Below are 13,717 nucleotides of genomic sequence, written 5' to 3'. Positions count from 1 at the left end.
GCTAGAGCCAATGACTCACTTCTCTCCCCGTGAAATCGTTTCTGAACTCGACCGCTTCATCGTCGGCCAGACCGACGCCAAGCGCGCCGTCTCGATCGCGCTGCGCAACCGCTGGCGGCGGCTGCAGCTCGCCGGTTCCCTGCGCGAGGAGGTTCTGCCCAAGAACATCCTGATGATCGGGCCGACCGGCGTCGGCAAGACCGAGATCGCGCGACGGCTGGCCAAGCTCGCCGGCGCGCCGTTCCTCAAGGTCGAGGCCACCAAGTTCACCGAGGTCGGCTATGTCGGCCGCGACGTCGAGCAGATCGTCCGCGACCTCGTCGAGGTCGCGATCGCGCAGACCCGCGAGCGCAAGCGCAAGGACGTTCAGGCCCGCGCCCAGCTTGCCGCCGAGGAACGCGTGCTGGACGCGCTGGTCGGCCCGGGATCGAGCCCGGCGACGCGCGAGTCGTTCCGCAAGAAGCTGCGCGCCGGCGAGCTCAACGACAAGGAAATCGAGATCGAAACGCAGTCGGGCGGCAGCGGCATGCCGATGTTCGAAATCCCCGGCATGCCCGGCGCCCAGATGGGCGCGATCTCGCTCGGCGACATCTTCGGCAAGATGGGTGGACGCAGCAAGACCCGCCGCCTGACGGTGGAGGGCTCGCACGAAATCCTCGTCAACGAGGAATCCGACAAGCTGCTCGACACCGATCAGCTGGTACAGGAGGCGATCAACGCGGTCGAGAACAACGGCATCGTGTTCCTCGACGAGATCGACAAGATCTGCGTGCGCGAGAACCGCGCCGGCGGCGACGTCTCCCGCGAGGGCGTGCAGCGCGACCTGCTGCCACTGATCGAGGGCACCACGGTCTCGACCAAGCACGGCGCCGTCAAGACCGACCACATTCTGTTCATCGCCTCAGGTGCGTTCCATATCGCCAAGCCGTCGGACCTTTTGCCGGAGCTGCAGGGCCGCCTGCCGATCCGCGTCGAGCTGCAGGCGCTGACCCGCGACGACATGCGCCGGATCCTGACCGAGCCGGAGGCGTCGCTGATCAAGCAGTATGTTGCGCTGATGAAGACCGAGGGCGTCACGCTCGACATCACCGACAACGCCATCGACGCGCTGGCCGATGTCGCCGTGGCGGTGAATTCCACGGTCGAGAACATCGGCGCAAGGCGGCTGCAGACCGTGATGGAGCGGGTGCTGGACGAGATCTCCTTCACCGCGCCCGATCGCCACGGCGAGACCATCCAGGTCGACGCCGACTACGTCACCAAGCATGTCGGCGACCTCGCCAAGAACGCCGATCTGAGCCGGTTTATTTTGTAGGCGGCCACCGTAGTCGTCCCGGCGAAAGCCGGGACCCATAACCCCGACAGTCCGCGGTGACAAAGACTCGGGCCGACATTCCTTCTAGAACTACCTTCGGTGGTTATGGGTCCCGGGTCGCGCTTCGCTTGCCCGGGACGACGAGAGTGGGCGATCGATGAATCTGCGGGTGTGGCAAAACCCCTGGCGCTTGATGCTGGCCGTCAATGCGGCCGTGCTGGTCGGCGTGTTCCTGCACAAGATCGCGCTGCCGCCCTTCGTTCCCTACATCCATCTGCTGGTCGACTATCATTACGGCTTCACCAAGCGCGCGCTGGTCGGGGCGATCGTGTCGCTGTTCACCGACAAGGTGCCCGTATGGCTGGTGTTCGCGCTGGCCGGCGCGATCTGGCTGGTGACGCTCGGACTGTTCATCAAACTGTTCCGCCGCACATTCGGCTTCAACGACGCACATTGGCCGTTGTTCGTCTTCATCGCGGGCTCGCCGTTCTTCCTGAAGAACTTCATGCACACGCTCGGCCATTTCGACATCTATGGCTGTGCGCTGACGATCGTGCTGCTGCTGATCCCGGCGCGCTCGGTGGTGTATGTGCTGATTGCCGCGCTGTTCTCGATCCTGCTGATCCTGGTCCATCACATCTTCGTCCTGATGTATGTGCCGACCATAACGGCGATCGTGGTGCTGCGCTTTTATCTGGTGCAGGGCGTGACGCCGCGGAACGCCGTCTTCGGCCTCGCGGCGCTCGCGGGGGTCGGCATCCTGTTCCTGGTCGCGCAATTCGCCGGCACGGTCGACGTGCCCTATGACGAATTCATCCGTCATCTGCAGAGCCGGATGGCCGATCCGTCGCGCACCGACCTGCTTCAGTTCGGCTACATCTGGTACCAGCCGCTGTCGAAGGAGTTCGCCGACACCTGGGCGCGCATGCCCTCGAACATCCTGGGCGTTCCGGTGTTTGCGCTGCTGATCTGGCTGCACACGCCGCTATGGCGCTATTTCGCGCGACTGATTGGTGCGCTCGCGAGCGACCTGCATCGCCGGATCGTGCTCGGCGCACTCGTTGTCATCAGCGCCGGCTATTTCGTGATGTTCGTGACCGTGTTCGACTATTCGCGCTGGATCTCGAACTGGGCGGTCTGCATGTTCCTGATGCTGCATGCCACCAGGATGCTGCCGGCGTCGAAGGACGTGCCGGCGATCCCGGCGGACGATAGCAAGTCGACGATCTTGGGCTGGATCGTGACGCTGATCCCGCGCGTCGGGATCGTCAGGCCATTCTAACATTTTCGTTGAGCATGCTCATCGCGCGCGCCGAACACGCACGTAAAGCGCGCCCTCGCCGCCATGGCCGATATGCGCTTCCTCGAAGCCGACGACCAGCGAGCGGAATTCCGGCAGGCTGAGCCATTCCGGAACCTGGCGCCGCAGCACGCCGCGTTCGGAATCGAGCCCGCCGACCTTGCCCTTGCCGGTGATGACGAGCACGAAAGTGAGCCCGTCGCTGTGCGCGCGCTGCAGGAAGGTGAACAGCACGCGATGCGCGCGCAGCTGGGTCATGCCGTGCAGATCGAGCCGCGCATCGATCTCCTGCCGGCCGCGCGAGAGCTTTGCACGTTCGCGACGGCCGATCGGCGCCAGCGGCGGCACGTGCGGGCGCTGTGCCGGCGCGGCTTTGACCGCTGCCACCGGCTTGACCGGGATGGGTTTGGCAATCGCGTGATGGGTGGCCGGATCAGAGGCGACGGCGTGGGCCTTCGCGGCGACCGGCCGCTTGCGCAGTGGCTTGACCTGCTTTGCCACGCTCTCCCAGAGCGCACGCTCCTCTTCGCTCAGCGCGCGCTTGCGCCGCGACGGAGCTGACAGATCGGGGATCGGCGCGGGTCGTTTCATTGATCGCGGTGATGGCGATAGCGCCGGAAGCGCCGCTTCTCCGGTTGCGGAATATCTGGCCGGGCAACCGGCAACGGCACCGGTTCTGCCACAGGCGCGGCCTGCGCGACAGGGGTGGTTGCTGCCGGCGCTGCGGGCGCGACATCCTTCGCGGCCGGGTTCTTGGCGGCGCTATTGCCTGAGTCTTTCGCCGCGCTCTTGGCGATGCCGGCGGTCGGCATATCCGCGGCCTTCGCCGCCGGCTTGTCCTTCGGCGGCTCGGTTTGTGGAAACAGCTTTGCGATCTTGGCCGAGGGCCGCTCATCCGGAACAGGCAGCTTGTGGCCGCGCGCGACGGGATCGAGGCCCTTCGGCACCAGCATGACGAACTGCATGTTGTGCCGCAGCCGGCCCGAGACTTTTCCGGCATCCGCGCCGGCGCCGAAATAGAGATCGGCGCGCGCCGGACCGACGATCGCAGAGCCTGTGTCCTGCGCGATCATCAGCCGGTGGAACGGCGTCTTCGACTGCTCGGATTCGATCGGCAGCTCGCCGGCGATGAAGAACGGCGTGCCGTAGACATGCAGCGCCTTGTCGACCGCGATCGAGCGGCCCGGCGTCAGCGGCACGCCCTGCGCGCCGACGGCCTCGTCCTTGTCGGACAGCGGGACCTCGCGGAAGAAGACGTAGGAGCGGTTCTGTCGGCGCAGATCGTTGGCGCCGTCAGGGTTCTGCTCCATCCACTCCCTGATCTTCTGCATCGACATCTGATCCTTCGGGATGATGCCGCGGTCGATCAGGACGCGTCCGACCGGCGTATAGGGATAACCATTATGCGCATCGTAATTGATGCGCAGCGTGGTGCCGTCCTCGAGCTTGATCCGCGCCGAGCCCTGGATCTGAGCGAACAGGAGATCGGTCTGGCTCTTCAGCCAGCAGATCTCGAGCCCGCGGCCGGCGATCGCGCCGTCCTCGATCTGGCCGCGGTCGTAATAGGGCACGAGCTTGCGCCGGCCGATCTTGCGATACACCGCGCCGCCATTGGGCAGGCCGACCGAATTCTGCGTCTTGCCGCGCACGAACAGGTTGGACGGGCGGCGATAGACCGGCACGTTGTAAACGTCGGTCTGAGTCCGCGATCCATTGAGCACCGGTTCGTAGTAACCGGTGACGAAGCCGGCGTCCTCGCCGAGCCGCGAGATGCGCAGCGGCACGAAATTCTGCTCGAAGAAGTCCTTCGCCTTGACGCCGTCGCTCAGCGCGAGTCCCTTGGCGATCCGGCAGGGATCGCGCAGCGAGCTCCCGAGCGCTTTCGAATCCGCGGGCGCACCCTGCTGGGCCGCGATCGGCTTGCAGCTGGCGCGAAACGCCTTGTAGGCCGCGAGATGATCGTCGGCGCTCCAGCCCGCGACGTTGGACCAGGCGAGCGGCTCATACTGGCTGCCGCTGACCTGCAGCGGCATTTCCAGATTGGGATAGGGAATCGGGTGGCTACGCTCGTGTCGCGGCGGAGGGTGCCGGCTTGACCTGTAGCGCGCCGCGATCGCTGCGGTGGAGCACAGCACCGCGAGCGCGCAGCACGCGACCGCGAGCCGCCCGTAGCTGAGATGCTTAGTGAGCGCTTCCAGTGCCAACCAGCTTCCAATTCGGATCGCGGGAAGTCGAGTCGCGGGCGAATGTCCAGATATCGGTGATGTCGGCGACCTTGTCCGGGCTGCCGTCGACGATGGTGCCGGCCTTGTCGCGCGTGACCGAGATCATCTGTGACACGAAGCGGACGGTGAGCTGGGTCGAGCGGTCGCGCGTCTCCGCGCTGACGATCTCGGCCTTGTCGATCGAGACGAACCGCGTCTCGGTCTTCTGCTCGTGCTTCTCGCGATCCTTGATCGCGGCCTCGAAGCTTTCATAGACCTCGGTCGACAGCAGGTCGCGCAGCGCGCGGCGATCGCCATTGGCGAAGGCCAGCACGATCATTTCATAGGCCGAACGGGCGCCTGAGAGGAAATGCCGCGGATCGAACGAGGAATCCTGGGCGGCCACCGCGTCGAGACCCTGCGCCAGCGCCGTGCCGGGCTCGGCGATGCCCTTCCAGCGTTCCGTGGGCTCGACCGGCTCGGCGGGCGCGGCCGAGGCCGGCTGGTCGATCACCGATCCCGGGATCGGAACGACGTTGTTATCCTGACCGCGCTGCACGACGTTGGGCGCGGCGCGATCATAAGGCGGCCGCTCGCTTCCCGTGCGCTGTCCGAGAACGCTGCGCAGGCGCAGGAAGATAAACACGGCCAGCGCCAGGAAGATGATGGTGTAAATATCCACGTCGAATTCGCTTTCTGGTCTCTGCCGGCAACGGGCCGGCCGTCAAAGCGTTCCCGGTCGGGAACAGCAGAGATTACATCACCGATAGAGTCCGCAGATGTAGGCACGAAACTATGCCCGGCCAATGGCGCTTTTTGGCACGGGCAAGTGTAGCGCGTTTTGACCCCCGGGGGAAACCGTTCCTTTCAGGAAATCGCGTATCTTCAATAATTTAGGAAGCTGTTAAGAGATTGGACAGACTCACGCGCGCCGCCCTTTGCCGGGAGAACTTGCCGCCGGCCCGCCGGAACGCGCCCGTTCGTCGTCCTTGTGGACCGAGCCGGGCCTATGATAGCCACTCGCCCGGCATCGGCATTCTCAACACCTTAACGCGTGCCGTCGGACACTCTGTCCATCGAGCGCTGCTCCAGGAGACATTTTCATGACCAATGGCAACGGCGCCCCCGTCGAACAACCCGCTCCCCAGCTCAACGTGTTGGCTCAGTACACCAAGGACCTGTCGTTCGAGAACCCGAATGCGCCGGCCTCGCTCGGCCAGCAGCAACAGCAGCCGGCGATCAACATTCAGATCAACGTCTCCGCCAACAACCTGTCGGAGAACGAGTACGAGGTGATCCTCTCGATCGAGGGCAAGGCCGAGACCGCAGGCAAGGTGATGTTCAGCTTCGACCTCGCTTATGCCGGCGTCTTCCGGATCGTGAATGTGCCGAAGGAGAACCTGCACCCGCTGGTCATGATCGAGTGCCCGCGGCTGCTGTTCCCGTTCGCACGCGAGATCGTCGCGACCTCGGTCCGCGACGGCGGCTTCCCGCCTTTGTTGCTCGACCCCGTCGATTTCCTCGGTCTCTACCGCCAGAACATGGAGCGGCAGGCGGCCGCCCAGGCTGCTCCCGGCGTCAAGCCGAGCTGAGTTCTAGACCCGGGAAAGTGTAACACGCGGGGAAGTGTAATCCGTCATCCTGAGGAGCCCGCACTTGCGGGCGTCTCGAAGGATCGACGGCCACCAGCCGGGCCGTGCATCCTTCGAGGCTCGCAAGAGCTCGCACCTCAGGATGACGGAACTACGCCCCGACCTATTTTGATCAAGCCGCCGGTGCTGCAGCAGGCGCTGGCGGCGGCAGGTAATCGTTCCAGATCGGCTTGTCGCCGAGCGTGGCAATGAAGGCCCGGTGGGCCTCCCGATCGGCGTCAATGACCCGCGCGAGCAGCGGGGTCTCGCGTTGCCGCCGCGGCGTATCACCACTATGGCCGCCCGCGCGCGCATCCGACGTTTCCGACGCCAGGATCAGCTGCGACTGCCGCGCTCCGATCAGGTCGATATAGACCTCGGCCAGCAGTTCGGCGTCGAGCAAGGCGCCGTGCTTGGTGCGGCGGGAATTGTCGATCTGATAACGCGAGCAGAGATCGTCGAGCCGGTTCGACACGCCGGGATGCTTGCGCCGTGCGAGCAGCAGCGTATCGACCAGCTGGTCCTTCGGGATCGCCTTCCGCTTGATGCGGTCAAGCTCGGCGTTGATGAAGCTGATGTCGAACGACGCGTTGTGGATCACCAGCGGTGTATCGCCGATGAAGGCCAGGAACTCGTCGACCACCTCGTTGAACAGCGGCTTGGAGGCCAGGAACTCGGTCGACAGCCCGTGCACGGCGAATGCTTCCGCCGGCATGTCGCGCTCGGGATTGATGTAGACGTGGTAGGTCTGTCCGGTCGGCATGCGGTTGAAAATCTCGACGCAGCCGATCTCAACCAGCCGGTCGCCGCGCAACGGGTCGAGGCCAGTGGTTTCGGTATCGAGAACGATTTCGCGCATGACCTGAAGGAATCCGAAAAGGCGGGCGAATCAGGCGCGCCGCTTCGGCATCTTAACAACCTCGGCCAGAATGTCGCGGATGCGCGCCTGCACCGGATCGAGTCCGTGCGAGGTATCCACTATGAAATCCGCGCGCTTGCGCTTCTCGGAGTCCGGCATCTGCTTGGCGATGATGGCGTCGAGCTTGGCCGCATCCATCGTGCCGCGGGCCAGCACCCGCTCGCGCTGCAGTTCCGGCGAGGTGGTGACGACAACGACGGCATCGACACGCTTCTCGCCGCCGGTCTCGAACAACAGCGGCACGTCGACAACGACGACCGGGTGACCTGCGGCTTCCGCATCGGCGAAGAATTTCTGGCGCGATGCGCCGAGCATCGGATGCACGATCTGCTCGAGCTGTTTCATCGCAGCAGGATCGTGCACCACGCGCGCCGACAGTTTCGCGCGATCGACCTTGCCGCCGGCGGTGGTGCCGGGAAAGGCGGCCTCGATCGCCGGCGCGGCTTCGCCTTCGTAGAGCTGATGCACGGCCGCATCGGCGTCGTACACCGGCACGCCGGCCTCCATGAACAATTTGGCCGTGGTGGATTTCCCCATCCCGATCGAGCCGGTCAATCCAAGAATCAGCATCGCATCAACATCGGTTCAGCATCTCTCCCGTCACCACGCCTCCGCGCCTCACACCGCGAGTAGTTTCTCTGCACGCAGGAACGCCAGCAGCGACAATAGCGGCAGGCCGAGGATGGTGAAATGGTCACCTTCGATCCGCTCGAACAGATGCACGCCGAGGCCCTCGAGCTGGTAGGCCCCGACGCTGGTCGTCACCGCCTCCCCGGCATGGTCGAGATAGCTCTCGATCTCGCCGGCAGCGAGCCGCCGCATCGTCATGCGGGCCACGCTCACATCGCCGAACAGGATCTTTCCATCGCGCGCGACCGAGACGGCGGAATGCAGCTCATGGGTCTGTCCGGCGAGCAGGCTAAGTTGCTCGGCGGCCTGGGTGCGGCCGGCGGGCTTGCTGAACATCCGTTGCCCCAGCGCCAGCGTCTGGTCGGCGCCGACGACATATTGACCGGGCCTCTGCCTGGAGACGAACAACGCCTTCTCGCGCGCCAGGAGCAACGCGATCTCGCCCGGCGCCGCAAGGCCCGAATTCTTCTGCACTGCGCGTTCGTCGATGTCGGCCGGCAGCGCCTCGAAATCGAGGCCGGCGTTTTCAAGCAGCATCTTTCGCGCGCGGCTCTGCGACGCGAGGATCAGCTTCTGTGGGCCGCGCCAGATGCTCATGACGTGAGAATCATTCCGACGGCCGCGCGCGCTGGCGGTCGTTGAAGAGCTTCATCACCGCGGCCGCCGTCTCCTCGATCGAACGCCGCGTGACGTCGAGCAGCGCCCAGTTGAATTTCGCGCTGAGGCGCCGGGCAAAGGCGACCTCGTCGGCTACCGACTGCTTGTCGATGTAGGTATCGTTGTCGCGGTCGCCCATGGTGAGCAGGCGGTTCTGCCGGACCTGGATCAGGCGTTCGGGCGTCGCATGCAGGCTGACCACCAGCGGCTTCTTCAAGGTCTCGAGCTGATGCGGCAGCGGGATGCCCGGCACCAGCGGCACATTCGCCGTTCTGATGCCGCGGTTGGCGAGATAGATCGACGTCGGTGTCTTCGAGGTGCGGGATACCCCGACCAGCACGACATCGGCCTCCTCGAGGCCTTCGACATGCTGACCATCGTCATGCATCATCGTGTAGTTCAGCGCATCGATGCGGCGGAAATATTCCGCGTTCAGCACGTGCTGCGCACCGACGCGCCCGGTCGTCGCGGCACCCAGATACGCCTCGAACAGCTGCATCACAGGCCCGATGATCGACAGGCTCGGAACGTTGATCTCCTTGCACTTGCCCTCGAGCCGGCCGACCAGATCCTTCTCCAGCAGCGTGAACAGGACGATGCCGGGCGATTCCTCGATCTCGTCGAGCACGCGATCGAGCTGCTTCTGGCTGCGCACCAGGGGATAGACGTGCTCGACCGCGGTCACATTGGCGTATTGCGCGGCGACCGCGCGCGCCACGGTAATCAGCGTCTCGCCGGTCGAGTCCGACACCAGATGCAGGTGGAAATAATTGGAAGTCGTCGGCACCAGAGCCCCTGTCTAACCTGTGAATCCCTGTGGAGGTCGAGGAGAAGAATCCGGGTTCGCCGCCCGGGCTCTGTATATCCCGTGCCTTTCTTCACAGCACCCCGCAATAGGATAAGTCGACGTCACAGGCAGGATGATAGTGAACCCGTGTGGATTTGTCTCTTCATAAGCTGGCCACAGACGCGCGCAACCAATTGAGTCCTGCGAGAGATTCCGGATATCCGCCGCTGTCGAGCGGAATGTTGAGGGATGTGAACAAGCCCGCAAGAACCGCTGGACCGGATTGCATGAGTCAAATTCACTGCCATTAAGACTCAAACCTTAGATTCTAAAATTAATTAGGTTTAGGAGAGCCGTGTGTGCGGATATGTATCCGTCCCTCGCTGGCGAAGCCTTGCGCGCAACGCTGAGTCCTCCCGAACTGTTCCCCGAAAGGCGTCACTGCGATGTTCGACTGGATCAACGCCCTGCCGATCTATGCCTGGGTCAAGGCCCTGCACATCGTCGCCGTGATCTCGTGGATGGCCGGCATGCTCTATCTGCCGCGGCTGTTCGTGTATCATTGCGAGGCCGAGGCCGGCTCCAGGCAGTCCGAGACGTTCAAGGTCATGGAGCGGCGGCTTTTGAAGGGGATCATCAACCCCGCGATGATCGTGACCTGGCTGGCCGGGCTTTTCCTGGTCTGGGCCGGACACTGGTACCTGTCCGGCTGGTTTCACGTCAAATTTGCGCTGGTGCTCGCCATGTCGGGTATCCACGGCTTTTTGTCCCGCTGCGTGAAGGATTTCGCCGCCGACCGGAATCAGCGTAGCCAGAAATTCTATCGTATTATCAACGAGGTGCCGACGGTCCTGATGATCCTGATCGTGATCATGGTGGTGGTGAAGCCGCTCTAGACATCACGATGCTCAAGACGCAGGCTTCAGTCCTTCTTGCGAAGGACGAATCGATTTTCTATATAGGATTTATCCCACCCCACGCAGGCGGATGTGGTCGCGTTCCGGTTCTTTTCGGACCGGCGCCGCATCAGGTTTGAAAGCCCAAACGGCACTTTCCTGGCTGAGACCTGCGGACCTTCCTTTGGCGTCCGCTTTTTCCAGAGCCACCTCGCACCCCTTCCCTACTTACTTCCTCACAGGACGACCCCAATGCGGGAAATCAAACTCCAGGACCTCAAATCGAAAACGCCGGCCGAGCTCGTCTCGTTTGCGGAAGAGAATGGGGTCGAGAATGCCAGCACCATGCGCAAGCAGGAGCTGATGTTCGCAATTCTCAAAAACCTCGCCGCCGCCGAGACCGACATTGTCGGCGAGGGCGTCGTGGAGGTGCTGTCCGACGGTTTCGGCTTCCTTCGTTCGCCCGACGCGAACTACCTGCCCGGCCCCGACGACATCTACGTTTCGCCGTCGCAGATCCGCCGTTTCGGCCTGCGCACCGGCGACACGATCGAAGGCCATATCCGCAGCCCGAAGGAAGGCGAACGCTATTTCGCGCTGCTGAAGGTCAACACGCTCAATTTCGAGGATCCGGAAAAGTCGAAGCACAAGGTCAATTTCGACAACCTCACGCCGCTGTTCCCCAATCAGCGTTTCCGCATGGAGCTCGAGGATTCCACCAAGAAGGACCTTTCCGCCCGCGTGATCGATATCGTCGCGCCGATAGGCAAGGGCCAGCGCGCGCTGATCGTGGCGCCGCCGCGCACCGGCAAGACGGTGCTGATGCAGAACATCGCGCACTCCATCACCGCGAATCATCCCGACTGCTATCTGATCGTGCTGCTGATCGACGAGCGTCCGGAAGAAGTCACGGACATGCAGCGCTCGGTGAAGGGCGAGGTGGTGTCGTCGACCTTCGACGAGCCTGCGGTGCGTCACGTCCAGGTTGCCGAGATGGTGATCGAGAAGGCCAAGCGCCTCGTCGAGCACGGTCGCGACGTCGTGATCTTGCTCGATTCGATCACGCGCCTTGGCCGCGCCTACAACACCGTCGTGCCGTCATCCGGCAAGGTGCTGACCGGCGGTGTCGATGCCAACGCGTTGCAGCGGCCGAAGCGCTTCTTCGGTGCCGCGCGCAACATCGAGGAGGGCGGTTCGCTGACCATCATCGCGACCGCGCTGGTCGATACCGGCAGCCGCATGGACGAAGTCATTTTCGAAGAGTTCAAGGGCACCGGTAACTCCGAACTGATCCTCGACCGCAAGGTTTCGGACAAGCGGACCTTCCCGGCGATCGATATTGCCCGTTCCGGCACCCGCAAGGAGGAGCTGATCACAGATCCGCAGGTGCTCAAGAAGATGTACGTCCTGCGCCGCATCCTCAATCCGATGGGCACCATGGACGCCATCGACTTCCTGCTCGACAAGCTCCGCAACACGAAGAGCAACTCGGAATTCTTCGATTCCATGAACACCTGAGGCCACGGCCGAAAAGACACAGGGCGCTCCGCACAAACGGGGCGCCTTTTTTCATGCTGCGGATTTGCTGCAGCGAAGTGCAGCATAAATGGAGCCGCCTTCTGAGCTGATTTTTCATTTAACCATCTGATATTATTTATATTTATATATTAGATTTGTGATCCAGCTGGACGACACTGCAGCAGAATTGCTGCGCGGCTGTTGCAGTGAAATCAGGCTATGCTGCGTTGCAACATTCTGCGGGATGGGGTGCGGAATCGGCGCGGCATTGCCTTTACCGATTTGCTGGAAGAAATAGGCGATGCATCCACGCGACCAGACCATCTTCGCGTTATCCTCAGGGCGGCCGCCGAGTGCGATCGCCATCATCAGGCTGTCTGGTCCAATGGCCCAGTCGGTCATTGTAGGACTGGCGGGCAAGACGCCGATGCCGCGGCTGGCAACCCGCGCGCTGCTCCACGATTCGAACCATCAACCGATCGATGACGCTGTCGTGCTGTGGTTTCCAGGCCCGGCCAGTGCGACCGGCGAAGACGTCGCCGAATTTCATGTCCATGGCGGACGCGCGGTGTTGTCGGCGATGTTCGATGCGATCGCGGCATTCGACAACGTGCGGCCGGCCCAGCCGGGCGAATTTACCCGGCGGGCCTTCGAGAACGGCAAGCTCGACCTGACTGAGGCTGAGGGCCTGGACGACCTGATCCACGCCGATACTGACCGGCAGCGGCGCCAGGCGTTGCGCCAGCTGAAGGGGCTGCTCGGCGACCGCGCGCGGGACTGGCGCGAGCGGATCATCGCGGCGTCGGCGCTGATCGAGGCCGGCATCGATTTCTCCGATGAAGGCGATGTGCCGGCCGAGCTGATCACGCCGGCGCTCGAGAAGATCCGCGCGCTGCATGATGAGATCAAGCAAGTCCTTGCAGGGCAGGGGCAAAGCGAGCGGCTGCGCGACGGCCTCGTGGTCGCGATCGCCGGTCCGCCGAATGTCGGCAAATCGACCCTGATCAATCAGCTCGCCAAGCGCGAGGTCGCGATCGTCTCGCCGCATGCCGGCACGACCCGCGATGTGATCGAAGTGCAGCTCGACCTCGACGGCTATCCGGTGACGGTGATCGACACCGCCGGCATCCGCGAGACCGACGACCCGGTCGAGCAGGAGGGTGTCCGCCGCGCCCGAGCCCGCGCCGCGGAGGCGGACCTGGTGCTGTGGCTTGCCGACAGCGGCGATGCGAAGGCGGGACATGGCGGCGCGACGCCGACCTGGCTGGTGCGGAACAAGATCGACCTCGTCAGGACCACGATGGGTGAGGGCGGCAGTTATCCGGAATTCAGGATCTCGGCTGCTCGTGGCGACGGGTTGTCAGAACTCATCGCAGCGTTGGTCGGGTTCGCTCAGGACTATTTTGGAACCAGCGAAGGCGGCTTGATCAGTCGGACGCGGCAGCGTGGTTTGCTGCAGGAGACCGTCGAATCTCTCCAGCGCAGCATCGATGTGGTCGGGCAGGGCGAAGAGCTGGCGGCGGAGGAACTCCGCCGCGCTGCCTATTCACTCGGTCGTCTGCTCGGCCGGGTGGACGTTGAAGACATCCTGGATGTCATCTTCCGCGAGTTCTGCGTCGGGAAGTAGCGGCCGCCCATCTGTTTCACGTGAAACATGGTTTCGATCGGGTTAAGGAACCCTCGTCCTGTTTCACGTGAAACAATTGCCGGTCAGACAGCCGCACTGTTTCACGTGAAACAGCTCCATCCGTCGTTGCGAGAGAAGCGAAGCAATCCATATTTGCCTCGGGCTTCGGTCTCAGAGAGACGATCCCAACTTCGTTCTTCCGGCTTTCATGACTCCACGATAGAAGTCCCGCC

14 protein-coding genes are annotated in these 13,717 nt (G+C 63.4%); 6 read left to right on the top strand and 8 right to left on the bottom strand.

Annotated features, from left to right (window positions below; translation table 11 throughout):
* The first annotated feature begins 10 nt into the window (after nt 1-10).
* Nucleotides 11-1,315: an ATP-dependent protease ATPase subunit HslU gene (gene hslU, locus JEY66_RS00070; protein ID WP_016841472.1), complete on the top strand. Its 1,305-nt coding sequence runs from the start codon at nt 11-13 to the stop codon at nt 1,313-1,315.
* A 157-nt stretch (nt 1,316-1,472) separates the two neighbouring features.
* Nucleotides 1,473-2,597: a hypothetical protein gene (locus tag JEY66_RS00065; protein ID WP_016841471.1), complete on the top strand. Its 1,125-nt coding sequence runs from the start codon at nt 1,473-1,475 to the stop codon at nt 2,595-2,597.
* A gap of 18 nt (nt 2,598-2,615) precedes the next feature.
* Here JEY66_RS00065 and JEY66_RS00060 read toward each other — a convergent pair whose 3' ends face one another.
* From JEY66_RS00060 to JEY66_RS00050, 3 genes are all read right to left on the bottom strand, one after another.
* Nucleotides 2,616-3,206 (bottom strand): Smr/MutS family protein, encoded by a 591-nt coding sequence (locus JEY66_RS00060; RefSeq protein ID WP_016841470.1) that lies wholly within the window; start codon nt 3,204-3,206, stop codon nt 2,616-2,618.
* Complete coding sequence (gene mltA, locus JEY66_RS00055; protein WP_016841469.1) at nt 3,203-4,648, bottom strand: murein transglycosylase A; 1,446 nt, start codon at nt 4,646-4,648, stop codon at nt 3,203-3,205. Before mltA ends, JEY66_RS00060 begins: the two co-directional genes overlap by 4 nt.
* A gap of 148 nt (nt 4,649-4,796) precedes the next feature.
* The gene (locus tag JEY66_RS00050; protein ID WP_018269325.1) at nt 4,797-5,501 is read right to left on the bottom strand and encodes a Tim44/TimA family putative adaptor protein; all 705 of its coding nucleotides are present in this window, start codon (nt 5,499-5,501) and stop codon (nt 4,797-4,799) included.
* Between the two features lie 421 nt (nt 5,502-5,922).
* Between JEY66_RS00050 and secB the strand changes: the two genes are divergently transcribed.
* Nucleotides 5,923-6,411 carry a protein-export chaperone SecB gene (gene secB, locus JEY66_RS00045; protein WP_016841467.1) on the top strand — a complete coding sequence of 163 codons (489 nt, stop codon included), beginning with the start codon at nt 5,923-5,925 and terminating at the stop codon, nt 6,409-6,411.
* 172 nt (nt 6,412-6,583) lie between these two features.
* On the opposite strand, the gene dnaQ is transcribed toward secB, so the two are convergent.
* The 4 genes from dnaQ to JEY66_RS00025 are packed head-to-tail and all read right to left on the bottom strand — an operon-like array spanning nt 6,584 to nt 9,443.
* Complete coding sequence (gene dnaQ, locus JEY66_RS00040) at nt 6,584-7,309, bottom strand: DNA polymerase III subunit epsilon (RefSeq protein ID WP_016841466.1); 726 nt, start codon at nt 7,307-7,309, stop codon at nt 6,584-6,586.
* 30 nt (nt 7,310-7,339) lie between these two features.
* The gene (gene coaE, locus JEY66_RS00035; protein ID WP_018269326.1) at nt 7,340-7,939 is read right to left on the bottom strand and encodes a dephospho-CoA kinase; all 600 of its coding nucleotides are present in this window, start codon (nt 7,937-7,939) and stop codon (nt 7,340-7,342) included.
* 48 nt (nt 7,940-7,987) lie between these two features.
* Nucleotides 7,988-8,596, bottom strand: a complete 609-nt coding sequence (locus JEY66_RS00030) for a Maf family protein (protein ID WP_016841464.1) — start codon at nt 8,594-8,596, stop codon at nt 7,988-7,990.
* Nucleotides 8,597-8,606: 10 nt separating this feature from the next.
* Nucleotides 8,607-9,443 (bottom strand): pyruvate, water dikinase regulatory protein, encoded by an 837-nt coding sequence (locus JEY66_RS00025; protein ID WP_016841463.1) that lies wholly within the window; start codon nt 9,441-9,443, stop codon nt 8,607-8,609.
* Nucleotides 9,444-9,916: 473 nt separating this feature from the next.
* On the opposite strand from JEY66_RS00025, the gene hemJ reads away from it, so the two are divergent.
* Both hemJ and rho read left to right on the top strand, forming a co-directional pair.
* Nucleotides 9,917-10,339, top strand: a complete 423-nt coding sequence (gene hemJ / locus JEY66_RS00020; RefSeq protein ID WP_026192058.1) for a protoporphyrinogen oxidase HemJ — start codon at nt 9,917-9,919, stop codon at nt 10,337-10,339.
* Between the two features lie 252 nt (nt 10,340-10,591).
* Nucleotides 10,592-11,857: a transcription termination factor Rho gene (gene rho / locus JEY66_RS00015; RefSeq protein WP_016841461.1), complete on the top strand. Its 1,266-nt coding sequence runs from the start codon at nt 10,592-10,594 to the stop codon at nt 11,855-11,857.
* Between the two features lie 132 nt (nt 11,858-11,989).
* On the opposite strand, the gene JEY66_RS00010 is transcribed toward rho, so the two are convergent.
* Nucleotides 11,990-12,259 carry a hypothetical protein gene (locus JEY66_RS00010; protein WP_240536768.1) on the bottom strand — a complete coding sequence of 90 codons (270 nt, stop codon included), beginning with the start codon at nt 12,257-12,259 and terminating at the stop codon, nt 11,990-11,992.
* On the opposite strand from JEY66_RS00010, the gene mnmE reads away from it, so the two are divergent.
* Entirely contained in the window at nt 12,159-13,484 is a 1,326-nt protein-coding gene (gene mnmE / locus JEY66_RS00005; protein ID WP_026192059.1) for a tRNA uridine-5-carboxymethylaminomethyl(34) synthesis GTPase MnmE, read from the top strand. The two genes, JEY66_RS00010 and mnmE, sit on opposite strands and share 101 nt — an antisense overlap.
* The last annotated feature ends 233 nt before the right edge of the window (nt 13,485-13,717 follow it).

It is taken from the genome of Bradyrhizobium elkanii USDA 76 (assembly GCF_023278185.1).
Taxonomy (GTDB): domain Bacteria; phylum Pseudomonadota; class Alphaproteobacteria; order Rhizobiales; family Xanthobacteraceae; genus Bradyrhizobium; species Bradyrhizobium elkanii.
The sequence above is the reverse complement of the archived record's forward strand: the minus strand, read 5'-3'. Positions and strand labels throughout refer to the sequence as shown.